This window comes from Pseudomonas sp. IT-P100, from assembly GCF_949767185.1.
Classification (GTDB): Bacteria; Pseudomonadota; Gammaproteobacteria; order Pseudomonadales; family Pseudomonadaceae; genus Aquipseudomonas; species Aquipseudomonas fluorescens_B.
Genome location: NZ_CATKQK010000057.1, coordinates 109,275 through 132,751 on the forward strand (window position 1 = coordinate 109,275; position 23,477 = coordinate 132,751).

Annotated in this window: 23 protein-coding genes; 21 read left to right on the top strand and 2 right to left on the bottom strand. The window is 57.1% G+C overall.

Features of this window, described 5'->3' with window-relative positions; translation table 11 throughout:
- Positions 1 to 18 precede the first annotated feature (18 nt).
- Together dnaN and dnaA are read right to left on the bottom strand one after the other, a co-directional pair.
- A complete protein-coding gene (gene dnaN / locus ACM6IQ_RS27345) occupies positions 19 to 1,122 on the bottom strand; it encodes a DNA polymerase III subunit beta (protein ID WP_017341709.1) in 1,104 nt (367 codons plus the stop codon).
- 39 nt (positions 1,123 to 1,161) lie between these two features.
- On the bottom strand, positions 1,162 to 2,682 hold the full coding sequence (dnaA, locus tag ACM6IQ_RS27350; RefSeq protein ID WP_017341708.1) for a chromosomal replication initiator protein DnaA: 1,521 nt from the start codon (positions 2,680 to 2,682) through the stop codon (positions 1,162 to 1,164).
- 566 nt (positions 2,683 to 3,248) lie between these two features.
- On the opposite strand from dnaA, the gene rpmH reads away from it, so the two are divergent.
- From rpmH to glmS, 21 genes are all read left to right on the top strand, one after another.
- Positions 3,249 to 3,383 (top strand): 50S ribosomal protein L34, encoded by a 135-nt coding sequence (gene rpmH, locus ACM6IQ_RS27355; RefSeq protein WP_003213577.1) that lies wholly within the window; start codon positions 3,249 to 3,251, stop codon positions 3,381 to 3,383.
- A 16-nt stretch (positions 3,384 to 3,399) separates the two neighbouring features.
- Entirely contained in the window at positions 3,400 to 3,801 is a 402-nt protein-coding gene (gene rnpA, locus ACM6IQ_RS27360) for a ribonuclease P protein component (protein WP_031319201.1), read from the top strand.
- Positions 3,794 to 4,039, top strand: a complete 246-nt coding sequence (gene yidD, locus ACM6IQ_RS27365) for a membrane protein insertion efficiency factor YidD (protein ID WP_010207715.1) — start codon at positions 3,794 to 3,796, stop codon at positions 4,037 to 4,039. Before rnpA ends, yidD begins: the two co-directional genes overlap by 8 nt.
- Before the next feature lie 2 nt (positions 4,040 to 4,041).
- The gene (gene yidC / locus ACM6IQ_RS27370) at positions 4,042 to 5,730 is read left to right on the top strand and encodes a membrane protein insertase YidC (protein WP_414880302.1); all 1,689 of its coding nucleotides are present in this window, start codon (positions 4,042 to 4,044) and stop codon (positions 5,728 to 5,730) included.
- Between the two features lie 79 nt (positions 5,731 to 5,809).
- On the top strand, positions 5,810 to 7,180 hold the full coding sequence (gene mnmE, locus ACM6IQ_RS27375) for a tRNA uridine-5-carboxymethylaminomethyl(34) synthesis GTPase MnmE (RefSeq protein WP_017341705.1): 1,371 nt from the start codon (positions 5,810 to 5,812) through the stop codon (positions 7,178 to 7,180).
- Between the two features lie 551 nt (positions 7,181 to 7,731).
- Positions 7,732 to 9,630, top strand: a complete 1,899-nt coding sequence (gene mnmG / locus ACM6IQ_RS27380) for a tRNA uridine-5-carboxymethylaminomethyl(34) synthesis enzyme MnmG (RefSeq protein ID WP_226298302.1) — start codon at positions 7,732 to 7,734, stop codon at positions 9,628 to 9,630.
- The gene (gene rsmG, locus ACM6IQ_RS27385) at positions 9,627 to 10,271 is read left to right on the top strand and encodes a 16S rRNA (guanine(527)-N(7))-methyltransferase RsmG (protein WP_414880303.1); all 645 of its coding nucleotides are present in this window, start codon (positions 9,627 to 9,629) and stop codon (positions 10,269 to 10,271) included. The genes mnmG and rsmG overlap by 4 nt, the downstream gene beginning before the upstream one ends.
- An 18-nt stretch (positions 10,272 to 10,289) precedes the next feature.
- Positions 10,290 to 11,087 carry a ParA family protein gene (locus ACM6IQ_RS27390; RefSeq protein ID WP_017341702.1) on the top strand — a complete coding sequence of 266 codons (798 nt, stop codon included), beginning with the start codon at positions 10,290 to 10,292 and terminating at the stop codon, positions 11,085 to 11,087.
- A 9-nt stretch (positions 11,088 to 11,096) separates the two neighbouring features.
- On the top strand, positions 11,097 to 11,969 hold the full coding sequence (locus tag ACM6IQ_RS27395; RefSeq protein WP_008027541.1) for a ParB/RepB/Spo0J family partition protein: 873 nt from the start codon (positions 11,097 to 11,099) through the stop codon (positions 11,967 to 11,969).
- A 148-nt stretch (positions 11,970 to 12,117) separates the two neighbouring features.
- The gene (locus tag ACM6IQ_RS27400; protein WP_010465473.1) at positions 12,118 to 12,525 is read left to right on the top strand and encodes a F0F1 ATP synthase subunit I; all 408 of its coding nucleotides are present in this window, start codon (positions 12,118 to 12,120) and stop codon (positions 12,523 to 12,525) included.
- 16 nt (positions 12,526 to 12,541) lie between these two features.
- Complete coding sequence (gene atpB / locus ACM6IQ_RS27405; protein WP_017341701.1) at positions 12,542 to 13,411, top strand: F0F1 ATP synthase subunit A; 870 nt, start codon at positions 12,542 to 12,544, stop codon at positions 13,409 to 13,411.
- A 133-nt stretch (positions 13,412 to 13,544) separates the two neighbouring features.
- Positions 13,545 to 13,802 carry a F0F1 ATP synthase subunit C gene (gene atpE / locus ACM6IQ_RS27410; RefSeq protein WP_002555987.1) on the top strand — a complete coding sequence of 86 codons (258 nt, stop codon included), beginning with the start codon at positions 13,545 to 13,547 and terminating at the stop codon, positions 13,800 to 13,802.
- A 56-nt stretch (positions 13,803 to 13,858) separates the two neighbouring features.
- Entirely contained in the window at positions 13,859 to 14,329 is a 471-nt protein-coding gene (locus ACM6IQ_RS27415; RefSeq protein WP_008027535.1) for a F0F1 ATP synthase subunit B, read from the top strand.
- A gap of 12 nt (positions 14,330 to 14,341) precedes the next feature.
- Positions 14,342 to 14,878 carry a F0F1 ATP synthase subunit delta gene (locus tag ACM6IQ_RS27420; RefSeq protein WP_017341700.1) on the top strand — a complete coding sequence of 179 codons (537 nt, stop codon included), beginning with the start codon at positions 14,342 to 14,344 and terminating at the stop codon, positions 14,876 to 14,878.
- Between the two features lie 21 nt (positions 14,879 to 14,899).
- Positions 14,900 to 16,444 (top strand): F0F1 ATP synthase subunit alpha, encoded by a 1,545-nt coding sequence (gene atpA, locus ACM6IQ_RS27425; protein ID WP_017341699.1) that lies wholly within the window; start codon positions 14,900 to 14,902, stop codon positions 16,442 to 16,444.
- A 50-nt stretch (positions 16,445 to 16,494) separates the two neighbouring features.
- Positions 16,495 to 17,355 carry a F0F1 ATP synthase subunit gamma gene (gene atpG, locus ACM6IQ_RS27430; protein ID WP_017341698.1) on the top strand — a complete coding sequence of 287 codons (861 nt, stop codon included), beginning with the start codon at positions 16,495 to 16,497 and terminating at the stop codon, positions 17,353 to 17,355.
- 27 nt (positions 17,356 to 17,382) lie between these two features.
- Positions 17,383 to 18,762 carry a F0F1 ATP synthase subunit beta gene (gene atpD / locus ACM6IQ_RS27435; protein ID WP_008155715.1) on the top strand — a complete coding sequence of 460 codons (1,380 nt, stop codon included), beginning with the start codon at positions 17,383 to 17,385 and terminating at the stop codon, positions 18,760 to 18,762.
- Positions 18,763 to 18,807: 45 nt separating this feature from the next.
- Positions 18,808 to 19,233, top strand: a complete 426-nt coding sequence (locus tag ACM6IQ_RS27440; protein ID WP_007969909.1) for a F0F1 ATP synthase subunit epsilon — start codon at positions 18,808 to 18,810, stop codon at positions 19,231 to 19,233.
- 118 nt (positions 19,234 to 19,351) lie between these two features.
- Complete coding sequence (glmU, locus tag ACM6IQ_RS27445) at positions 19,352 to 20,719, top strand: bifunctional UDP-N-acetylglucosamine diphosphorylase/glucosamine-1-phosphate N-acetyltransferase GlmU (RefSeq protein WP_017341697.1); 1,368 nt, start codon at positions 19,352 to 19,354, stop codon at positions 20,717 to 20,719.
- Positions 20,720 to 20,816: 97 nt separating this feature from the next.
- Positions 20,817 to 21,593: a DeoR/GlpR family DNA-binding transcription regulator gene (locus tag ACM6IQ_RS27450; protein ID WP_017341696.1), complete on the top strand. Its 777-nt coding sequence runs from the start codon at positions 20,817 to 20,819 to the stop codon at positions 21,591 to 21,593.
- Position 21,594: 1 nt separating this feature from the next.
- The gene (gene glmS, locus ACM6IQ_RS27455) at positions 21,595 to 23,427 is read left to right on the top strand and encodes a glutamine--fructose-6-phosphate transaminase (isomerizing) (protein WP_017341695.1); all 1,833 of its coding nucleotides are present in this window, start codon (positions 21,595 to 21,597) and stop codon (positions 23,425 to 23,427) included.
- The last annotated feature ends 50 nt before the right edge of the window (positions 23,428 to 23,477 follow it).

Here is a 23,477-nt window from a genome sequence, read left to right on the forward strand (position 1 = left end):
AGCTTCTGCTGAGCATGATTACAGACGCATCGGCATGACGACGTAGGCCGAGTCGTCGTTGTCGGACTCTTGCACCAGCGCACTGCTGTTGGAGTCGGACAGGATCAGACGGACCTGCTCGGTGGTCATCACGCCCAAAACGTCGAGCAAGTAGCTCACGTTGAAGCCGATCTCCAGATTGCCGCCGTTGTATTCAACGCCGACTTCCTCTTCCGCTTCCTCCTGCTCAGGGTTGTTGGCCTGGATCTTCAGTTGACCATTGGCCAGTTGCAGACGGATGCCACGGTACTTCTCGTTCGACAGGATCGCTGTACGGCTGAACGCTTCACGCAACGCCTGGCGATCACCGAGTACCAGCTTGTCACCGCCCTTCGGCAGAACGCGCTCGTAGTCCGGGAATTTACCGTCAACCAGTTTCGAGGTGAAGGTGAACTCGCCCGTGGTAGCGCGGATGTGGTGCTGACCCAGGACGATGCTGACGATGCCGTCCGGCTCGGTCAGCAGGCGCGCCAGCTCAAGGATACCCTTGCGCGGCACGATGACCTGGTGGCGATCCGGTTGACCGATGTCGGCCTGCATCGAGCACATGGCCAGACGGTGACCGTCGGTGGCCACGGCGCGGATGATACCGGCCGAGACTTCCAGCAGCATGCCATTGAGGTAATAACGCACGTCCTGCTGGGCCATGGCGAAGCTGGTGCGTTCGATCAAACGACGCAGCTTGCTTTGCTCCAGGCTGCAGGTCAGCGAACCCGGGCCTTCTTCTACAGTCGGGAAATCGTTGGCCGGCAGCGTCGACAGGGTGAAGCGGCTACGGCCAGCCTTCACCACCAGCTTCTGCTCGTCGACCTTGATGTCGATCAGCGCGTCGTTCGGCAGGCTTTTGCAGATATCCATCAACTTGCGCGCAGGCACAGTGATGGAACCCGGGTCCGCCGGTTCTTCGAGTTGCACACGACCGACCAGCTCGACTTCCAGGTCGGTACCGGTCAGCGACAGTTGCTGGCCTTCGACAACCAGCAGCACGTTGGAGAGCACCGGCAAGGTCTGTCGGCGCTCGACGACGCCTGCGACCAGTTGCAGGGGTTTCAACAGGGCTTCGCGTTGAATGGTGAAATGCATGGTCTAGTCCCTTGCCTTAATAAGCTGCGCTGGTATGCATCAAGTGGTCAGTGTACGCAGCAGGTTCTTGTAGTCCTCGCGGATGTCCGCGTCGGATTCCTTAAGTTCGTTGATCTTGCGGCAGGCGTGCAAAACGGTCGTATGGTCGCGGCCGCCAAACACATCGCCGATTTCCGGCAGGCTGTGGTTAGTCAACTCTTTGGACAACGCCATGGCAACCTGACGCGGACGAGCGACCGAGCGCGAACGACGCTTGGACAGCAGGTCGGAAATCTTGATCTTGTAATACTCGGCGACAGTGCGCTGAATGTTATCCACAGAGACCAGTTTGTCCTGCAACGCCAACAGGTCTTTCAAGGATTCGCGAATCAGCTCGATGGTGATATCGCGGCCCATGAAGTGCGAGTGGGCGATCACGCGCTTGAGCGCGCCTTCCAGCTCACGGACGTTGGAACGAATACGCTGGGCAATAAAGAACGCCGCATCGTGGGGCAGATCGACTTTGGCCTGGTCGGCCTTTTTCATCAGGATCGCTACACGGGTTTCCAGCTCCGGCGGTTCGACGGCAACCGTCAGCCCCCAGCCAAAGCGGGATTTCAGGCGTTCTTCAAGGCCTTCGATCTCTTTAGGGTAGCGGTCACTGGTGAGAATGACCTGCTGGCCACCTTCGAGCAGGGCGTTGAAGGTGTGGAAAAACTCTTCCTGGGAGCGTTCCTTGCGGGCAAAGAACTGGATGTCATCGATCAGCAACGCATCCACCGAACGGTAGAAGCGCTTGAACTCGTTGATTGCATTCAGTTGCAGCGCCTTGACCATGTCGGCCACAAAACGCTCCGAATGCAGGTACACAACCTTGGCATTCGGGTTCTTCTTTAATAGATGGTTACCCACAGCGTGCATCAAGTGGGTTTTACCCAAACCAACACCGCCATAAAGGAAGAGCGGGTTGTAACCGTGCTTGGGATTGTCTGCCACCTGCCAGGCCGCTGCGCGGGCCAGTTGGTTGGACTTGCCTTCCACGAAGTTTTCGAAGGTGAACGTGCGATTCAGGTAACTGGTGTGCTTGAGCGCACCTTCCACCTGCACAGTGCGCTGCTCGGAACGCACCGGGGCCTGTTGAGAACTCGCACCGGCCATCGGGTCGAAACTGTCACGCGATGGCTCTTCACTGACGTCGGCAACTTTCTGTGTCGAACGCTTGGTCGGCGTAGCCGTCGGGGCAGGTGCCGGAGCACTGACAGGTGCTTGCGCCGCCTGTGCCTGGGACGCGGCAGCAGCCAATGGCGCATTCGGAGCGGCACGCGGCGCCGAACTGCGTTTGCTGCCTATTAATAAGGACAGCGCAGGCGCCATGCCATTGCCGTGCTCATCAAGCAGTTCAAGGACGCGACCCAGGTACTTTTCGTTAACCCAGTCGAGAACAAAACGATTTGGCGCGTAGACACGCAACTCGTCGCCTTCGGCTTCGACCTGTAGTGGACGGATCCAAGTGTTGAATTGTTGGGCAGGCAGCTCATCGCGCAAAAGCTCTACGCACTGCTGCCAAAGTTCCACTGACACGGATATCCCCTAAGTTGAAAGCCGGTGAGGCAAAAACAAGCGGCCATTGTAGCGACCAGACGCCGACTTATCCACACGTAGGTGGGTCACCGACCAAGAAGAATCAACGATTTATACGCAAAAAAGGCGACCAATGGTCTGTGCATAAGGTCTGTGGATAACCGACCCTGAGGTCGTTGTACAAGTGGGGGCGAAACTCGGTGGATAACCTGCCTGTGGATAACCACGCGTTTCACACACAGCTTATCCGACAGCGCAGCACAGGCTGACCACCGTTTTCCACCGTAGTTGTCATTCTCTGTACACCACGGGATATAAGGCCTAAATGTAGTTATCCACAGATGATCGGTGCCCTAGCTTTTATAAGCTTTACAGAAAAGCTTTAAATACTTTCCTTCTTTATTTTTATATTTGGCCAAGGCGGAAGACGAGTAAAACCACTGGAGATCTATTTATAAGGAAACGCTGGTTGGAAATTGACCTAGAGGCTTGCTTTCTCTAGAATCCCCGGTCTCTTAAAACGGGGGCCATTCCGGCCCGTTGTGGACGAACCAGGTAACACGACAATGAAACGTACTTTCCAACCAAGCACTATCAAACGCGCTCGTACCCACGGCTTCCGTGCTCGCATGGCTACCAAGAACGGCCGTGCCGTTCTGTCGCGTCGTCGCGCCAAAGGTCGTGCGCGTCTGGCAGTTTGATAAGCCGGCACTGGAGGTGAGTCAGGACTTCAGTCGGGAAAAGCGTCTGCTTACTCCCCGGCATTTCAAGGCAGTCTTTGACTCCCCTACCGGCAAGGTTCCGGGGAAAAATCTCCTGCTCCTTGCGCGCAACAACGATCTTGATCACCCCCGTCTCGGGCTGGTTATCGGGAAAAAGAGCGTAAAGCTCTCCGTCGAGCGCAATCGCCTCAAACGTCTGATGCGCGAATCGTTCCGTCTGAACCAGGATTCACTGGCCGGTTGGGACATCGTTATCGTCGCGCGCAAAGGTTTGGGTGACGTAGAAAACCCCGAATTGATTCAGCATTTCGGCAAACTCTGGAAGCGACTGGCACGCAGCACGCCGGTACCAGCAGTCAAAACCGAAACTGTAGGGGTAGACAGTCCCGATGCGTAAACTGGCACTCGTTCCGATCCAGTTTTATCGCTATGCCATTAGTCCTCTGATGGCCAGTCACTGTCGTTTCTACCCCAGTTGTTCCTGCTACGCGTTAGAAGCCATAGAAAATCATGGCCTTCTGCGCGGTGGCTGGCTGACCTTTCGTCGTTTAGGTCGCTGTCATCCGTGGAATCCCGGTGGTTATGACCCGGTTCCACCTATCCCTACCTCCCGTTCTTCTTCGATGGCCGAGTAATCATGGATATCAAACGCACGATCCTGATCGTCGCCCTGGCAATCGTGTCCTACGTTATGGTTCTTAAATGGAACCAGGACTATGGCCAGGCTGCCCTGCCGACTCAGAATGTTGCTTCCAGTACTACCGCACCGGGCCTACCGGACACGGCGACTGGCAATAATGCTTCTGTCAGTGACGACATTCCACGCGCCGCAAGCGATACCAGTGCCACTGCTCCTGCTGAAACGCCAGTAGCTGCAAGCAAAGACCTCATCCAGATCAAAACGGATGTGCTCGACCTGGCTATCGATCCACAAGGTGGCGATGTCGCCCAGCTGAAATTGCCGCTGTACCCACGTCGCCAGGACCATCCGGAAATTCCGTTCCAGCTGTTTGATAACGGCGGTGAACTGACTTACCTGGCGCAAAGCGGGTTGATTGGCACCAACGGCCCGGACGCAAGCCCGGCTGGTCGTCCGGTGTACACCTCGGAGAAGAAGATTTATCAACTGGCTGACGGTCAGGACCAATTGGTCGTGGACCTGAAGTTCAGCAAGGACGGCGTCAACTACATCAAACGTTTCACTCTGAAACGTGGCCTGTATGACGTAACCGTTTCCTACCTGATCGACAACCAGAGCGCACAGCCCTGGTCTGGTGCGATGTTCGCGCAACTGAAGCGTGACGCCAGCGGCGATCCTTCTTCAACTACCGCCACCGGTACCGCCACTTACCTGGGCGCAGCCCTGTGGACAAGTAACGAGCCGTACAAGAAAGTGTCCATGAAGGACATGGACAAGGCGCAGTTGAAGGAAACCGTCAGCGGTGGTTGGGTTGCCTGGTTGCAGCACTACTTCGTGACCGCATGGATTCCGGCGAAGGGCGAAAACAACGTCGTCCAGACCCGCAAAGACAGCAAAGGCAACTACATCATCGGTTATACCGGCCCGGCAATAAGCGTTGCCCCGGGTGCAAAAGCCGAAACCAGCGCTATTCTGTACGCCGGTCCGAAAAGCCAGGCCGTGCTGAAAGAGTTGTCCCCAGGTCTGGAACTGACCGTCGACTACGGCATTCTGTGGTTCATTGCCCAGCCAATCTTCTGGCTGCTCGGACACATCCACGCCATCGTCGGTAACTGGGGCTGGTCGATTATCTTCCTGACCATGCTGATCAAAGGGATCTTCTTCCCGTTGTCGGCAGCCAGCTACAAGTCCATGGCTCGTATGCGTGCAGTGGCCCCGAAACTGGCGGCACTGAAAGAGCAACATGGCGATGACCGGCAGAAAATGTCGCAAGCCATGATGGAGCTGTACAAGAAAGAGAAGATCAATCCGCTGGGTGGTTGCTTGCCAATCCTCGTGCAGATGCCGGTATTCCTTTCGCTGTACTGGGTTCTGCTTGAAAGCGTTGAAATGCGCCAGGCGCCGTTCATGCTGTGGATTACTGACCTGTCGATCAAGGATCCGTTCTTCATTCTGCCGATCATCATGGGTGCAACCATGTTTATCCAGCAGCAGTTGAACCCGACTCCTCCGGACCCGATGCAGGCCAAGGTAATGAAGCTGATGCCTATCATCTTCACCTTCTTCTTCCTGTGGTTCCCGGCTGGTCTGGTGCTGTACTGGGTAGTGAACAACTGCCTGTCCATCGCCCAACAGTGGTACATCACGCGTAAGGTCGAAGCGGCTACCAAAAAAGCCGAGGCGTAACTTACTCTGTGGGTAACCACTCAAAACGCCCCCTAGTGGGGCGTTTTGCTATCTGTCACTTTTGTCTGGATACCGGTTTATGAGCGTTCCTCGTGAAACCATCGCTGCCGTCGCCACCGCTCAAGGTCGCGGCGGTGTGGGCATCGTCCGTATTTCCGGGCCATTGGCGAGCGTTGCGGCCAAAGCGTTCAGTGGTCGTGAACTCAAGCCGCGATTTGCCCACTATGGCCCGTTCCTGAGTGAAAACGATGAGGTGCTGGACCAAGGCATCGCGCTTTATTTCCCGGGGCCTAATTCGTTCACCGGTGAAGATGTGCTGGAGCTCCAGGGCCATGGCGGCCCGATTGTTCTCGATATGCTGCTCAAACGTTGTCTGGAACTGGGCTGCCGTCTGGCCCGTCCGGGTGAATTCAGTGAGCGTGCGTTCCTCAACGACAAACTCGACCTCGCCCAGGCTGAAGCCATCGCCGATTTGATCGAGGCAAGTTCTGCACAGGCAGCGCGAAATGCACTGCGTTCCTTGCAGGGCGCCTTTTCCGACCGTGTGCATAACCTCACCGAGCAACTGATTGGCCTGCGTATCTATGTCGAAGCGGCGATCGATTTTCCTGAAGAAGAAATCGACTTCCTTGCCGATGGCCACGTGCTGAGCATGCTCGACAAAGTTCGCGACGAGTTATCCACCGTACTGCGAGAAGCCGGGCAGGGTGCGTTGTTGCGTGATGGCATGACGGTGGTCATCGCCGGTCGGCCGAACGCTGGTAAATCCAGCTTGCTGAACGCCCTGGCCGGACGAGAAGCGGCGATCGTGACCGAGATTGCCGGCACCACCCGGGACATTCTTCGCGAACATATCCACATTGATGGCATGCCGTTGCATGTGGTCGATACGGCAGGCCTGCGGGACACCGAGGATCAGGTCGAGAAAATCGGTGTGGAACGGGCATTGAAAGCCATCGGCGAGGCAGATCGCGTGCTGCTGGTCGTCGACGCCACCGCTCCTGAAGCACTCGATCCGTTCGCGCTATGGCCGGAGTTCCTCGAGACCCGCCCGGATCCGGCCAAAGTCACACTGATCCGTAACAAGGCAGACCTGACCGGTGAAGCTATTGCCCTGGAAGTCAGCGAGGATGGGCACGTCACCATCAGCCTCAGCGCCAAGTCTGCAGGCGAGGGCCTGGAATTGCTGCGTGACCACCTCAAGGCCTGCATGGGCTATGAGCAGACCTCGGAAAGCAGCTTCAGTGCTCGCAGGCGTCACCTTGAAGCATTGCGTCATGCCAGTGCTTCCCTCGAGCATGGACGTGCACAGCTGACCCTGGCAGGTGCCGGTGAATTGCTGGCCGAGGATTTGCGCCAGGCACAGCACGCTTTGGGTGAAATCACCGGCGCATTCAGCTCCGATGATCTGCTGGGACGAATCTTTTCCAGCTTCTGTATCGGTAAATAGTCTTTCCGTTATCCACAGACAGGCCGTTCGTGCCTGTCTGTTCTCCTTCCTTTTCTTGAATTGTCTCCAGTGCCGGGCAGATTCTTTCTGCTTGGGTGGATTTTCCATGCCTGGAATTTGACCACTCACCGTCTTTCTGTGGATTAAGCCCTGTGAATAACTGCCACTAAGGTCAGTTGATAACAGGGCCTCAAAACTGAAGATAACCGCCTCTGTGGATAACCACCCCTTTCATCCACAGGCTTACACCGGTTATCCAAGGCCCTAATTGGCACATGACCACAGGGTTTTGAATCTCTGTACATATTGAATTTAAAGGGCTGTATAAATCTATCCACAGAAATGTGCCTCAGTAGAAATAAACATAAAAACAAAGATTTAATAAATTTCTCTCTTTTTAATTTCTATAACCCCGACTTCTCCACAGCTGGTTAAATTTTGTGCAAAGGGTTCTTTAGGAAGGGCGAAGTCCCTATACTTGCCGCCCAGGTCCAAAAACCTGAGCTCAAACTATTCCTGATTACCTAACTGAAGCAGGCACGAGGTGCGTGGTGGATTTCCCTTCCCGTTTTGAAGTGATCGTCATCGGCGGCGGTCATGCCGGTACCGAGGCAGCACTGGCCTCAGCACGCATGGGTGCAAAAACCCTGTTGCTGACGCATAACGTGGAAACCCTCGGTGCCATGAGCTGCAACCCTGCCATCGGCGGGATCGGCAAAAGCCATCTGGTGAAAGAAATCGATGCCCTCGGCGGCGCGATGGCCATGGCGACCGATAAAGGTGGCATCCAGTTTCGCGTTCTGAACAGCCGCAAAGGCCCTGCCGTTCGTGCAACTCGCGCTCAGGCAGACCGGGTTCTGTACAAGGCCGCTGTCCGCGAAGCATTGGAGAACCAGCCGAACCTGTGGATATTTCAACAAGCCGCTGATGACCTGATCGTCGAGCAGGAACAGGTGCGCGGTGTTGTCACCCAAATGGGCCTGCGTTTCTTCGCGGATTCCGTGGTGTTGACCACTGGCACCTTCCTCGGTGGACTTATCCACATCGGCATGCAGAATTATTCCGGTGGTCGCGCCGGTGATCCGCCATCGATTGCCCTGGCTCATCGTCTGCGTGAATTGCCGCTGCGTGTTGGCCGCTTGAAAACAGGGACACCGCCGCGCATCGACGGTCGATCGGTTGATTTCTCGGTGATGACCGAGCAAGCCGGCGATACGCCGATCCCGGTGATGTCGTTCATGGGTTCCAAAGAGCAGCACCCGAAACAGGTGAGCTGCTGGATTACCCACACCAACGCCCGAACCCACGAGATCATCGCAGCGAACCTCGACCGTTCGCCGATGTATTCCGATGCAGGGTTGATCGAAGGCATCGGCCCGCGTTATTGCCCGTCGATCGAAGACAAGATCCACCGCTTTGCCGACAAGGAAAGCCACCAGGTCTTCATCGAACCGGAAGGGCTGACCACCCACGAGCTCTACCCGAACGGGATATCCACTTCCCTGCCGTTCGACGTGCAATTGCAGATCGTGCAATCGATCCGCGGCATGGAGAATGCGCACATCGTGCGTCCGGGCTACGCCATCGAATACGACTATTTCGATCCTCGCGACCTGAAGTACAGCCTGGAAACCAAAGTGATTGGCGGCCTGTTTTTCGCCGGACAGATCAATGGCACCACCGGTTATGAAGAGGCCGGGGCCCAAGGTTTGCTGGCCGGGGCCAACGCGGCACTGCGCGCGCAGGGCAAAGACGCCTGGTGCCCGCGTCGCGACGAGGCGTACATCGGCGTTTTGGTCGATGACCTGATTACATTGGGCACTCAGGAACCGTACCGGATGTTCACGTCCCGCGCCGAATACCGCCTGATCCTGCGCGAAGACAACGCCGACCTGCGCTTGACCGAAAAAGGTCGCGAACTGGGTCTGGTCGATGATGCGCGCTGGGCGGCTTTCTGCACCAAACGCGAAAGCATCGCTCTGGAAGAACAACGTCTGAAAAGCACCTGGGTTCGCCCGGGCACCGAGCAGGGCGATGCGATTTCCGAAAAATTCGGCACTCCACTGACCCACGAATACAACTTGCTCAACCTGCTGAGCCGTCCGGAAATCGACTACGCTGGTCTGATCGCCGTCACCGGCGGTGGCGCAGAAGATCCACAGGTTGCCGAGCAGGTTGAAATCAAGACCAAATACGCCGGCTACATCGATCGCCAACAGGATGAAATCGCCCGTCTGCGGGCCAGCGAAGATACAAAACTGCCTGTGGATATCGATTACACGAACATTTCCGGTCTCTCGAAAGAGATCCAGAGCAAGCTCGGTGCGACCCGTCCAGAGACCCTGGGCCAGGCGTCGCGTATTCCGGGCGTTACCCCGGCAGCGATTTCGCTGTTGATGATTCATTTGAAAAAACGCGGCGCGGGCCGTCAGTTGGAGCAAAGCGCTTGAGTTCGTTGGTCACCTCGCAACACGCAGAAGAGTTATCCACAGGTGCTCGCCAGCTCGGTGTCACACTGACCGAAACCCAGCACGCGCAACTGCTGGGCTATCTGGCCCTGTTGATCAAATGGAACAAGGCTTACAACCTGACCGCCGTTCGCGATCCGGACGAAATGGTCTCGCGTCACCTGCTCGATAGTTTGAGCGTGATGGCGTTCATCGAAAACGGCCGCTGGCTGGACGTTGGCAGCGGTGGCGGCATGCCGGGTATACCGCTTGCCATCCTGTTTCCAGCGTCGCAAGTGACCTGCCTGGACAGCAACGGCAAGAAAACCCGCTTCCTGACCCAGGTCAAACTCGAACTCAAACTGGATAACCTGCAAGTTATCCACAGTCGCGTCGAAGCCTTCCAGCCTGCGCAGCCATTCAGCGGGATCATCTCCCGGGCGTTCAGCAGCATGGAGAACTTCAGCAACTGGACGCGGCACCTCGGCGACGCCGATACACGCTGGCTGGCAATGAAGGGCGTTCATCCAGCCGATGAGCTGGTAGCATTGCCGGCAGACTTCCACCTCGATAGCGAACACGCCCTGGCCGTACCTGGTTGCCAAGGCCAACGCCATCTGCTGATACTGCGCCGCACGGCATGATTGGGAACACAAGCAAGAATGGCTAAGGTATTCGCGATAGCGAACCAAAAAGGTGGTGTGGGTAAAACCACCACCTGCATCAACCTCGCAGCTTCCCTGGTCGCTACCAAGCGCCGGGTGCTGTTGATCGATCTTGATCCACAGGGCAACGCCACCATGGGCAGCGGTGTGGATAAACACGGCCTGGAAAATTCGGTTTACGACCTGCTGATCGGCGAGTGTGATCTGGCCCAGGCCATGCACTACTCCGAGCATGGTGGTTACCAGCTGTTGCCGGCCAACCGTGACCTGACCGCGGCCGAAGTGGTCCTGCTGGAAATGCAGATGAAGGAAAGCCGCTTGCGCAGCGCGTTGGCGCCGATCCGTGAAAACTACGATTACATTTTGATCGACTGCCCGCCGTCGCTGTCGATGCTGACACTGAACGCTCTGGTCGCGGCTGACGGGGTCATTATCCCCATGCAGTGCGAGTACTTTGCGCTCGAAGGCTTGAGCGACCTTGTGGATAACATCAAGCGCATCGCTGAACTGCTGAACCCGAACCTGAAAGTCGAAGGCTTGTTGCGCACGATGTACGACCCGCGCCTGAGCCTGATGAACGACGTGTCGGCTCAGCTCAAGGAACACTTCGGCGAGCAGCTCTACGACACCGTCATTCCGCGCAACATCCGCCTGGCCGAAGCGCCAAGCTATGGCATGCCGGCGCTGGCGTACGACAAAACATCACGGGGCGCCATTGCCTATCTGGCATTGGCGGGCGAGATGGTTCGCCGTCAGCGCAAAAACTCACGCACCGCCGCTGCTCAGCCAACTTAAGGAATCCCCATGGCCGTCAAGAAACGAGGTCTCGGACGTGGACTGGATGCACTGCTGAGCGGTCCGACTGTCAGCTCGCTGGAAGAGCAGGCCGTACAAGCCGATCAGCGTGAGCTGCAGCATTTGCCCCTGGACCTGATCCAGCGCGGCAAGTACCAGCCACGTCGGGACATGGACCCGCAAGCGCTGGAAGAACTGGCGCAGTCAATCAAGGCCCAAGGGGTGATGCAGCCAATCGTGGTTCGTCCGATCGGCAGCGGTCGCTTCGAAATCATTGCCGGCGAACGCCGCTGGCGCGCCAGCCAGCAGGCTGGCCAGGAAACCATCCCGGCGATGGTTCGCGATGTGCCGGATGAAACCGCCATCGCCATGGCACTGATCGAGAACATCCAGCGCGAAGACCTCAATCCGATCGAGGAAGCGGTCGCCCTGCAGCGTTTGCAGCAGGAATTCCAGCTGACTCAGCAACAAGTGGCCGAAGCGGTGGGCAAATCCCGCGTGACCGTGGCCAACCTGCTACGCTTGATCGCGTTGCCGGAAGTTATCAAAACCATGCTGTCCCACGGCGACCTGGAAATGGGTCATGCGCGTGCTTTGCTTGGTTTGCCGGAAAATCAACAGGTTGAAGGGGCGCGACATGTTGTCGCACGGGGGCTGACTGTGCGCCAGACTGAGGCACTGGTTCGCCAGTGGTTGAGTGGCAAACAGGAGCCTGCCGAACCGGTAAAACCGGACCCGGATATCGCCCGACTCGAGCAGCGTCTGGCCGAGCGGCTAGGCTCTGCGGTGCAGATCCGACACGGAAAGAAGGGGAAGGGGCAGTTGGTGATCGGTTACAACTCCCTCGATGAGCTTCAGGGTGTGCTTGCGCACATTCGCTGAAACATTTCCTCATGTAGCGTGCAGTCGGAAATCACTACCTGACAGTTGAATAGGGGCAGAACCGCCCCTATACTCTGCGCGCATTTTGTCGGCACAAATTATGCCAAGTTATTGAATTCTGGCAGCCGACCATTGGGGAGTAATTGTGATGGAAAGCCGCACGCCAAACCGCTTGCCGTTCCATCGCCTGGCAGTTTTTCCGGTGTTGATGGCTCAGTTTGTCGTTTTGCTGATCGCCGCTTTGGCGCTCTGGCAATGGCACGGAGTCGTTGCCGGGTACTCGGGACTCTGCGGAGGCCTGATAGCCTTGCTACCCAATGTTTATTTCGCTCACAGGGCATTTCGGTTTTCCGGCGCCCGAGCAGCTCAAGCCATCGTCCGGTCTTTTTATGCCGGTGAGGCGGGCAAACTGATTTTGACGGCAGTGCTCTTTGCATTGACGTTCGCAGGTGTGAAGCCATTGGCGCCGCTAGCAGTATTCGGCGTCTTCGTGTTGACCCAACTGGTCAGCTGGTTCGCGCCCCTGCTGATGAGAACAAGACTTTCGAGACCTTAGGGCGTTTGAGGCAACCATGGCAGAAACAACCGCTTCGGGCTATATCCAGCACCACTTGCAGAACCTGACCTTCGGTCAGCACCCAACCGGCGGGTGGGGTTTTGCCCACACCGCAGCAGAAGCCAAAGAAATGGGCTTCTGGGCTTTCCACGTCGATACTCTCGGCTGGTCGGTCGCTTTGGGTCTGATCTTCGTTCTTCTTTTCCGCATGGCGGCGAAGAAGGCGACTTCCGGTCAGCCTGGTGCTTTGCAGAACTTCGTTGAAGTATTGGTCGAATTCGTCGATGGCAGCGTGAAAGACAGCTTCCATGGCCGTAGCCCGGTGATTGCACCGCTGGCACTGACCATCTTCGTCTGGGTCTTCCTGATGAACGCCGTCGACCTGATCCCGGTCGACTGGATTCCTCAGCTGGCCATCCTGATCACTGGTGATGCGCACATTCCATTCCGTGCCGTATCGACCACTGACCCGAACGCTACCCTGGGCATGGCCCTGTCGGTGTTCGCGTTGATCATTTTCTACAGCATCAAGGTCAAGGGTATCGGTGGCTTCATCGGCGAACTGACCCTGCACCCGTTCGGCAGCAAGAACATCTTCGTTCAGGCCCTGCTGATTCCGGTGAACTTCCTGCTGGAGTTCGTGACGCTGGTGGCCAAGCCAATCTCGCTGGCACTGCGTCTGTTCGGCAACATGTACGCCGGCGAACTGGTCTTCATTCTGATTGCTGTGATGTTCGGCAGCGGTCTGCTCTGGCTTAGCGGCCTGGGCATAGTTCTGCAGTGGGCGTGGGCTGTGTTCCACATCCTGATCATCACCCTGCAGGCGTTTATCTTCATGATGCTGACCATCGTTTACCTGTCGATGGCGCACGAAGAGAACCATTAAGACCAGTCTCGACTAGTCTGATGTCCCACCCGGTCAAACGGGTGGGTGCCCGAACAGGGCTATGAAACGATTTGTTTTACCGCTTTAAAATCTAAAAAACCTAAACCATACGACGTAAAAGTCGGGAGGAAAGATGGAAACTGTAGTTGGTCTAACCGCTATCGCTGTTGCACTGTTGATCGGCCTGGGCGCACTGGGTACCGCAATTGGTTTCGGCCTGTTGGGCGGCAAGTTCCTGGAAGGCGCAGCGCGTCAGCCAGAAATGGTTCCAATGCTCCAAGTTAAAATGTTCATCGTTGCCGGTCTGCTCGACGCCGTAACCATGATCGGTGTTGGTATCGCTCTGTTCTTCACCTTCGCGAACCCATTCGTTGGTCAACTCGCTGGCTAATCACTCGAACCTTCGAGTGATTGGTTTGATGTGCAACGAACGAGCGAGGTGTTGGCGTGAACATTAATGCAACCCTGATTGGCCAGTCCGTTGCGTTCTTCATTTTTGTACTGTTTTGCATGAAGTTCGTGTGGCCTCCGGTCATCGCGGCTTTGCACGAACGTCAGAAGAAGATCGCGGATGGACTGGACGCTGCCGCCCGAGCAGCTCGCGACCTGGAGTTGGCCCAAGATAAAGCGGGTCAACAACTGCGCGAAGCTAAGGCTCAGGCAGCTGAAATCATTGAGCAAGCCAAGAAACGCGGTAACCAGATCGTTGAAGAGGCTGTTGAAAAAGCCCGTATCGACGCTGACCGTGTGAAGGTTCAGGCTCAGGCCGAGATCGAGCAGGAACTGAACAGTGTCAAAGACGCGCTGCGTGCCCAACTGGGTGCACTGGCCGTCGGCGGCGCCGAGAAGATCCTGGGTGCCACAATCGATCAAAACGCGCACGCGGAGCTGGTAAACAAACTGGCTGCTGAAATTTAAGCGAGGGCGATCATGGCAGAATTGACCACGTTGGCCCGACCTTACGCTAAGGCAGCCTTCGAGCACGCCCAGGCCCACCAGCAACTGGCCTCTTGGTCAGCCATGCTCGGCCTGGCTGCAGCAGTGTCGCAAGACGACACCATGCAGCGCGTGCTCAAGGCCCCGCGACTGACGAGCGCAGACAAGGCCGCCACGTTTATTGACGTGTGCGGCGACAAGTTTGATGTGAAGGCACAGAACTTCATCAACGTCGTTGCCGAAAACGACCGTCTCCCGCTGTTGCCGGAGATATCCGCTCTGTTCGACCTGTACAAGGCCGAACAAGAGAAGTCGGTAGACGTTGAAGTGACCAGTGCTTTTGCATTGAACCAAGAACAGCAAGACAAACTCGCCAAGGTTCTCAGTGCACGACTCAACCGGGAAGTGCGCCTGCAAGTCGAGGAAGACAAATCCCTTATTGGGGGCATTGTCATCCGCGCCGGCGACCTGGTTATCGATGGCTCGGTTCGCGGCAAACTCGCGAACCTTGCCGAAGCATTGAAATCTTGAGTTTGAAGGGGCAGCAGAGCAATGCAGCAACTCAATCCTTCCGAAATAAGTGAAATTATCAAGGGCCGCATCGACAAGCTCGATGTGACCTCCCAAGCCCGTAACGAAGGCACTGTCGTCAGCGTATCTGACGGTATCGTGCGGATTCACGGTCTGGCCGACGTAATGTACGGCGAGATGATCGAGTTTCCGGGCGGCGTCTTCGGTATGGCTCTCAACCTGGAGCAGGACTCCGTTGGTGCCGTAGTTCTGGGCGCCTACCAGTCCCTGGCTGAAGGCATGAGCGCCAAGTGCACCGGCCGCATCCTCGAAGTTCCGGTTGGTAAGGAACTGCTGGGTCGCGTAGTCGACGCACTGGGTAACCCAGTTGACGGCAAAGGTCCGCTGAACAACACCGAGACCGATGCGGTCGAGAAAGTTGCTCCAGGCGTGATCTGGCGTAAGTCGGTAGACCAGCCTGTACAGACTGGCTACAAGGCTGTCGATGCCATGATCCCTGTCGGCCGTGGCCAGCGTGAGCTGATCATCGGTGACCGTCAGATCGGTAAAACCGCTCTGGCGATCGACGCGATCATCAACCAGAAAAACAGCGGCATTTTCTGCGTCTACGTAGCAATCGGTCAGAAACAATCGACCATCGCCAACGTGGTTCGCAAGCTGGAAGAAAACGGCGCACTGGCTAACACCATCGTCGTGGCAGCGAGCGCTTCGGAATCTGCAGCACTGCAATTCCTGGCACCGTACTCCGGTTGCACCATGGGTGAATTCTTCCGCGACCGCGGTGAAGACGCGCTGATCGTTTATGACGATCTGTCCAAGCAAGCAGTGGCTTACCGCCAGATTTCCCTGCTGCTGCGCCGTCCACCAGGCCGTGAAGCTTACCCAGGCGACGTGTTCTATCTCCACTCCCGTCTGCTCGAGCGCGCATCCCGCGTTTCGGAAGAATACGTAGAGAAGTTCACCAACGGCGCAGTGACCGGCAAAACCGGTTCCCTGACCGCACTGCCGATCATCGAAACCCAGGCTGGCGACGTTTCCGCGTTCGTTCCGACCAACGTGATTTCCATCACCGACGGTCAGATCTTCCTGGAATCGGCCATGTTCAACTCCGGGATCCGTCCTGCTGTGAACGCCGGTGTTTCGGTATCCCGTGTGGGTGGTGCCGCTCAGACCAAGATCATCAAGAAGCTCTCCGGTGGTATCCGTACCGCTCTGGCTCAGTACCGTGAACTGGCGGCATTCGCCCAGTTCGCTTCTGACCTGGACGAAGCGACCCGTAAGCAACTTGAGCATGGTCAGCGCGTTACCGAGCTGATGAAGCAGAAGCAATACGCACCAATGTCGATCGCTGACATGGCGCTGTCGCTGTATGCCGCTGAGCGTGGGTTCCTGACTGACGTTGAAATCGCCAAGATCGGCAGCTTCGAACAAGCGCTGATTGCTTTCTTCAACCGCGATCACGCCGATTTGATGGCGAAGATCAACGTGAAGGGTGACTTCAATGACGAAATCGACGCTGGCATGAAAGCCGGTATCGAGAAGTTCAAGGCCACCCAAACCTGGTAAGCCGCAGCGGGGGCCGCAAGGCTCCCGCTTGCTAACCTGATAGGTGTTACATGGCAGGCGCAAAAGAGATTCGCAGTAAGATTGCGAGCATCAAAAGCACGCAAAAGATTACCAGCGCCATGGAAAAAGTGGCGGTCAGTAAAATGCGCAAGGCACAAATGCGCATGGCTGCTAGCCGTCCTTACGCGGAGCGCATCCGCCAGGTTATTGGTCATTTGGCCAACGCCAACCCGGAATATCGCCACCCGTTCATGATCGACCGTGAAGTAAAGCGCGTCGGTTACGTCGTGGTGAGCAGTGACCGTGGTCTGTGTGGTGGCTTGAACACCAACCTGTTCAAGGCTCTGGTCAAGGACATGGCGGTAAACCGCGAAAACGGCGTCGAGATTGATCTGTGTGTTGTTGGTAGCAAGGGTGCGGCTTTCTTCCGCAACTTCGGCGGTAACGTCGTAGCAGCTATCAGCCACCTGGGTGAAGAGCCGTCGATCAATGACCTGATCGGCAGCGTCAAGGTGATGCTGGATGCCTATCTGGACGGCCGTATTGATCGCCTGTCCGTGGTGTCCAACAAGTTCATCAACACCATGACGCAACATCCTACCGTGGAGCAGTTGATTCCACTGGTGGCAACCCCGGATCAAGAACTCAAGCACCACTGGGATTATCTGTACGAACCGGACGCCAAAGAGCTGCTTGACGGCTTGATGGTCCGTTACGTGGAGTCGCAGGTCTACCAGGCAGTGGTCGAGAACAACGCGGCTGAACAAGCTGCGCGGATGATCGCGATGAAGAACGCTACCGACAACGCCGGTGATTTGATCAGCGATTTGCAGCTGGTCTACAACAAGGCGCGTCAGGCTGCGATCACCCAAGAGATCTCGGAAATCGTCGGCGGCGCTGCCGCGGTTTAACGGTTCAAATATTCAGAGGATCCAGCTATGAGTAGCGGACGTATCGTTCAAATCATCGGCGCCGTTATCGACGTGGAATTTCCACGCGACAGCGTACCGAGCATCTACAACGCGCTGAAAGTAGTGAGCGCGGCCGAAACCACCCTGGAAGTTCAGCAGCAGCTGGGCGACGGCGTGGTTCGTACCATTGCGATGGGTTCCACCGAGGGCTTGAAGCGCGGTCTGGAAGTCACCGACTCTGGCGCTGCCATCTCCGTACCGGTCGGTAAAGCGACGCTGGGCCGGATCATGGACGTACTGGGCAACCCGATCGACGAAGCAGGCCCGATCGACACCGAAGAGCGTTGGGGCATTCACCGTCCTGCGCCAACCTTCGCTGAACAAGCGGGCGGCAACGACCTGCTGGAAACCGGCATCAAGGTTATCGACCTGGTTTGCCCGTTCGCCAAGGGCGGTAAAGTCGGTCTGTTCGGTGGTGCCGGTGTAGGCAAAACCGTAAACATGATGGAACTGATCCGTAACATCGCCATCGAGCACAGCGGTTATTCCGTGTTCGCCGGTGTGGGTGAGCGTACTCGTGAGGGTAACGACTTCTACCACGAGATGAAGGATTCCAACGTTCTGGACAAAGTGGCACTGGTTTACGGTCAGATGAACGAGCCGCCGGGTAACCGTCTGCGCGTAGCATTGACCGGCCTGACCATGGCCGAGAAGTTCCGTGACGAAGGTAACGACGTTCTGCTGTTCGTCGACAACATCTATCGTTACACCCTGGCCGGTACTGAAGTATCCGCACTGCTGGGCCGTATGCCTTCCGCAGTAGGTTACCAGCCGACCCTGGCCGAAGAGATGGGTACTCTGCAAGAGCGTATCACTTCGACCAAGAACGGTTCGATCACCTCGATCCAGGCGGTATACGTACCTGCGGATGACTTGACTGACCCGTCGCCAGCGACCACCTTCGCCCACTTGGACGCCACCGTCGTTCTGTCCCGTGACATCGCTTCCCTGGGTATCTACCCGGCGGTCGATCCACTCGACTCGACTTCGCGTCAGCTGGACCCGAACGTGATCGGCCAGGACCACTACGACACCGCTCGCGGTGTACAGTATGTTCTGCAGCGTTACAAAGAACTGAAGGACATCATTGCGATCCTGGGTATGGACGAGCTGTCGGAAGCCGACAAGCAGTTGGTAAACCGTGCTCGTAAGATCCAGCGTTTCTTGTCGCAGCCGTTCTTCGTGGCTGAAGTCTTCACCGGTGCTTCGGGTAAATACGTTTCCCTGAAAGACACCATTGCTGGCTTCAAAGGCATCCTCAACGGTGACTACGACCACCTGCCAGAACAAGCGTTCTACATGGTCGGCGGCATCGAAGAAGCGATCGAGAAAGCCAAGAAACTGTAATCCCGGCGCCCGGCAACGGGCGCTAATTTAGTTTGAGGCAATCAGATGGCTATGACAGTCCATTGCGATATCGTCAGTGCGGAAGGAGAAATCTTTTCCGGCCTGGTCGAGATGGTGATTGCGCACGGTGCACTGGGTGATCTTGGTATCGCCCTGGGCCACGCGCCACTGATCACTAATCTCAAGCCTGGCCCGATCCGCCTGGTCAAGCAGGGCGGGGAAGAGGAGGTGTATTACATCTCCGGTGGTTTCCTCGAGGTTCAGCCGAACATGGTCAAGGTTCTTGCCGACACCGTGCAACGAGCTGCCGACCTGGACGAAGCCTCCGCTCAGGAAGCCGTTAAGGCTGCCGAGAAGGCCTTGCATGAGCGGGGCGCGGAATTCGATTACGGTTCTGCTGCCGCACGTCTGGCCGAGGCTGCAGCTCAGCTGCGCACCGTCCAGCAGATCCGCAAGAAGTTCGGCCACTAACAGGCCATCACTTGTTGCGCGATTGATTAAAAAGGGTAGCCTCGGCTACCCTTTTTTCTTTTCCGAATTTAATAAACCTGGTCACAGCCGCTGACCACCCCAGGATTGGTAGCCAGTCATGTCTCTTGAAATCGTTATCCTCGCTGCTGGTCAGGGCACTCGCATGCGTTCGGCATTGCCGAAAGTGCTGCACCCGATTGCCGGCAACTCGATGCTTGGCCACGTTATCCACAGCGCTCGACAACTTGATCCACAGCGCATCCACGTGGTGATTGGCCACGGTGCCGATGCCGTTCGTGAGCGTCTGGCGGCGGATGATCTGAATTTTGTCCTGCAGGACAAACAGCTGGGTACTGGTCATGCGGTAGCTCAAGCCGTGCCATTCATTGAGTCCGACACCGTTTTGATTCTGTACGGCGACGTGCCGTTGATCGAAGTCGAAACCCTTCAGCGCCTGCTCAAGCACGTTGCACCGCAGCAATTGGGTTTGCTGACCGTCGAACTGGACGACCCGACCGGCTATGGCCGCATTGTCCGCGATGGCGCCGGCAAGGTCACGGCGATCGTCGAGCAAAAAGACGCCAGCGAAGCCGAGCGCTCGATCACTGAAGGCAATACCGGCATCCTGGCGCTGCCGTTCGCGCAGTTGGGTGGCTGGATGAGTCGTCTCTCCAACAACAACGCCCAGGGCGAGTATTACCTGACTGACGTGATTGCCATGGCGGTCAGCGACGGTTTGGTCGTGGCGACCGAACAGCCTCACGACGCCATGGAAGTGCAGGGCGCCAACGATCGCAAGCAGCTCTCTGAACTTGAGCGTCACTATCAATTGCGCGCGGGTCGTCGTTTGATGGCTCAAGGCGTGACCCTGCGTGACCCGGCGCGTTTCGACGTGCGTGGTGAAGTCACCGTCGGCCGCGATGTGCTGATCGACATCAACGTGATCCTCGAAGGCAAAGTCGTCATCGAAGACGACGTGGTGATCGGTCCGAATTGCGTGATCAAGGACAGCACTCTGCGTAAAGGCGTGGTGATCAAGGCCAACAGTCATATCGAAGGCGCCATTCTTGGAGAAGGCAGCGATGCCGGACCGTTCGCTCGCCTGCGTCCCGGCACAGTCCTGGAGGCTCGCGCCCATGTGGGTAACTTTGTCGAGCTGAAAAACGCGCATATGGGCGAAGGCGCCAAGGCCGGTCACCTGACCTACCTGGGCGATGCCGAAATCGGCGCGCGCACCAACATCGGCGCCGGCACCATCACCTGCAACTATGACGGCGCCAACAAGTGGAAAACCGTCCTGGGTGAGGATGTGTTCATCGGTTCCAACAACTCGCTGGTGGCGCCTGTGGATATCTCCAGCGGTGCGACCACCGCCGCCGGCTCGACCATTACGCAGAATGTGGATAACGCACAATTGGCTGTGGGCCGTGCACGCCAGAAGAACATTGACGGCTGGAAGCGGCCGGAGAAAATCAAGAAGAGCTGAGTTATCCACAGATCTTTTTGTCGCGTCTCGCTTGACGAAGTTTCGCCGATAGGTTTTGATTGCTTCCGTTATCTTTCGAATCGAAACTTACTAAGCCATGTCGAAACGCAATACTCCCCAACGTCGTCACAATATCCTCGCCTTGCTCAATGAGCAGGGCGAAGTCAGTGTGGATGAGCTGGCCAAGCGTTTCGAAACTTCGGAAGTTACGATTCGCAAGGATCTGGCGGCGCTCGAAAGCAATGGCTTGTTGCTACGCCGTTACGGCGGTGCCGTCACCATGCCTCAGGAATTGGTGGCCGACATCGGTCAGCCAGTCTCCAAATACAAGCAGGCCATCGCCCGCGCTGCCGTCACGCGAATTCGCGAGCATGCACGGATCATCATCGACAGCGGCAGCACGACCGCTGCGATGATCCCCGAACTGGGGCAGCAACCTGGCCTGGTGGTGATGACCAATTCCCTGCACGTCGCCAACGCCCTGAGCGAACTCGAACACGAACCGGTGCTGTTGATGACGGGCGGCACTTGGGATCCGCACTCCGAATCCTTCCAGGGGCAGGTCGCCGAGCAGGTTCTGCGCTCGTACGATTTCGACCAGTTGTTCATCGGCGCCGATGGCATCGACCTGGTACGTGGAACCACCACCTTCAATGAATTGCTGGGACTGAGCCGGGTCATGGCCGATGTCGCCCGCGAAGTGATCGTGATGGTCGAGGCCGATAAGATCGGCCGCAAGATTCCCAACCTGGAACTGCCCTGGAGCAGTGTCCATACCCTTATTACCGATGATCGCCTGCCGCTTGAGGCACGGGATCAGATTCAGGCCCGCGGTATCACTTTGATTTGCGCGGCTGTCAGTCAGGAGAAATAGCATGTGTGGAATTGTCGGCGCAGTCGCAGAACGTAACATCACCGCCATCCTGCTCGAAGGCCTCAAACGCCTCGAATACCGTGGCTATGACAGCGCCGGTGTGGCGATCTTCACCAACGATGCAAAGCTTGAGCGCATGCGTCGTCCAGGCAAAGTCAGCGAGCTGGAACTGGCACTTGAAGCCGAGCCGCTGATCGGTCGCCTCGGTATCGCTCACACTCGCTGGGCCACACACGGTGCGCCGTGCGAGCGTAATGCGCACCCGCATTTCTCCGGCGATCTGGCAGTGGTGCACAACGGCATCATCGAGAACCATGAAGCCCTGCGCGAACAACTCAAGGCGCTGGGTTACGTGTTCACCTCGGACACCGACACCGAAGTCATCGCCCATCTGCTGAATCACAAACTCAAGGATCTGAAGGATCTGACCGTGGCGCTCAAGGCCACTGTGAAAGAGCTGCACGGTGCTTACGGTCTGGCCGTGATCAGTGCCGATCAACCGGATCGCCTGGTCGCTGCCCGCAGTGGCAGCCCGTTGGTGATCGGACTGGGTCTGGGGGAAAACTTTCTCGCCTCCGACCAGTTGGCCCTGCGTCAGGTCACTGACCGTTTCATGTACCTGGAAGAAGGCGATATCGCCGAAATTCGTCGAGACAACGTGCAGATCTGGGACGTCAGCGGCAATGCCGTCACCCGTGAAACCGTACAGTACCGTGACGGCGCCGAAGCGGCTGACAAGGGCGAATTCCGTCACTTCATGCTCAAGGAAATCCACGAACAACCGGCTGTTGTGCAACGCACCCTCGAAGGTCGTCTGAGCCCGAACGGCGTGCTGGTGCAGGCGTTCGGCCCACAGGCCGCCGAGTTGTTCGCCAAAGTGCGTAACGTGCAGATCGTCGCTTGCGGCACCAGTTATCACGCCGGCATGGTTGCCCGTTACTGGCTCGAAGAACTGGCCGGCATTCCGTGCCAGGTCGAAGTCGCCAGTGAATTCCGCTACCGCAAAGTGGTGGTGCAGCCCGACACCCTGTTCGTGACCATTTCCCAGTCCGGCGAAACCGCCGACACGCTGGCTGCGCTGCGCAACGCCAAGGAACTGGGTTTCCTCGCCAGCCTGGCTATCTGCAACGTCGGCATCAGCTCGCTGGTGCGTGAATCCGACCTGACTCTGCTGACGCATGCCGGTCGCGAAATCGGTGTCGCATCGACCAAAGCGTTTACCACTCAACTGGTCGGCCTGCTGTTGTTGACCCTGTCCCTGGGTCAGGTTCGCGGCACATTGGCTAAAGGCGTCGAAGCCACCCTGGTTGAAGAACTGCGTCGCCTGCCAACACGTCTTGGCGAAGCTCTGGCGATGAACAGCACCGTGGAAAAAATCGCCGAGTTGTTCGCCGAGAAGCATCACACGCTGTTCCTCGGTCGTGGCGCGCAGTTCCCGGTGGCGATGGAAGGTGCCTTGAAACTCAAGGAAATCTCCTACATCCACGCCGAAGCCTATCCCGCCGGCGAGCTGAAACACGGCCCGTTGGCGCTTGTGGATAACGACATGCCTGTGGTGACCGTGGCGCCGAACAACGAACTGCTGGAGAAGTTGAAGTCCAACCTTCAGGAAGTCCGCGCCCGTGGCGGCCAACTGATCGTCTTCGCCGACGAGCAGGCCGGCATGACCAACGGCGAAGGCACCCATGTTGTGCACATGCCGCACATCCACGACATCCTGTCGCCGATCCTCTACACCATTCCGCTGCAGTTGCTGTCGTACTACGTCGCGGTATTGAAAGGCACGGACGTTGACCAGCCGCGTAACCTGGCGAAATCGGTGACGGTGGAATAAGTTATCCACAGCTGAAACAAGGGGCTGTCTGCGACAAATAAAGGTTGTCA

Bases quoted from the DNA above. Each gene is read 5' to 3' on its own strand.
- ACM6IQ_RS27395 (WP_008027541.1), top strand. From the start codon at position 11,097: ATGGCCGTCAAGAAACGAGGTCTCGGACGTGGACTGGATGCACTGCTG.
- atpA (WP_017341699.1), top strand. From the start codon at position 14,900: ATGCAGCAACTCAATCCTTCCGAAATAAGTGAAATTATCAAGGGCCGC.
- rpmH (WP_003213577.1), top strand. From the start codon at position 3,249: ATGAAACGTACTTTCCAACCAAGCACTATCAAACGCGCTCGTACCCAC.
- atpB (WP_017341701.1), top strand. From the start codon at position 12,542: ATGGCAGAAACAACCGCTTCGGGCTATATCCAGCACCACTTGCAGAAC.
- atpD (WP_008155715.1), top strand. From the start codon at position 17,383: ATGAGTAGCGGACGTATCGTTCAAATCATCGGCGCCGTTATCGACGTG.
- ACM6IQ_RS27440 (WP_007969909.1), top strand. From the start codon at position 18,808: ATGGCTATGACAGTCCATTGCGATATCGTCAGTGCGGAAGGAGAAATC.
- glmS (WP_017341695.1), top strand. From the start codon at position 21,595: ATGTGTGGAATTGTCGGCGCAGTCGCAGAACGTAACATCACCGCCATC.
- ACM6IQ_RS27400 (WP_010465473.1), top strand. From the start codon at position 12,118: ATGGAAAGCCGCACGCCAAACCGCTTGCCGTTCCATCGCCTGGCAGTT.
- ACM6IQ_RS27450 (WP_017341696.1), top strand. From the start codon at position 20,817: ATGTCGAAACGCAATACTCCCCAACGTCGTCACAATATCCTCGCCTTG.
- ACM6IQ_RS27390 (WP_017341702.1), top strand. From the start codon at position 10,290: ATGGCTAAGGTATTCGCGATAGCGAACCAAAAAGGTGGTGTGGGTAAA.
- yidD (WP_010207715.1), top strand. From the start codon at position 3,794: ATGCGTAAACTGGCACTCGTTCCGATCCAGTTTTATCGCTATGCCATT.
- dnaN (WP_017341709.1), bottom strand. From the start codon at position 1,122: ATGCATTTCACCATTCAACGCGAAGCCCTGTTGAAACCCCTGCAACTG.
- glmU (WP_017341697.1), top strand. From the start codon at position 19,352: ATGTCTCTTGAAATCGTTATCCTCGCTGCTGGTCAGGGCACTCGCATG.
- ACM6IQ_RS27420 (WP_017341700.1), top strand. From the start codon at position 14,342: ATGGCAGAATTGACCACGTTGGCCCGACCTTACGCTAAGGCAGCCTTC.
- mnmE (WP_017341705.1), top strand. From the start codon at position 5,810: ATGAGCGTTCCTCGTGAAACCATCGCTGCCGTCGCCACCGCTCAAGGT.
- atpG (WP_017341698.1), top strand. From the start codon at position 16,495: ATGGCAGGCGCAAAAGAGATTCGCAGTAAGATTGCGAGCATCAAAAGC.
- yidC (WP_414880302.1), top strand. From the start codon at position 4,042: ATGGATATCAAACGCACGATCCTGATCGTCGCCCTGGCAATCGTGTCC.
- atpE (WP_002555987.1), top strand. From the start codon at position 13,545: ATGGAAACTGTAGTTGGTCTAACCGCTATCGCTGTTGCACTGTTGATC.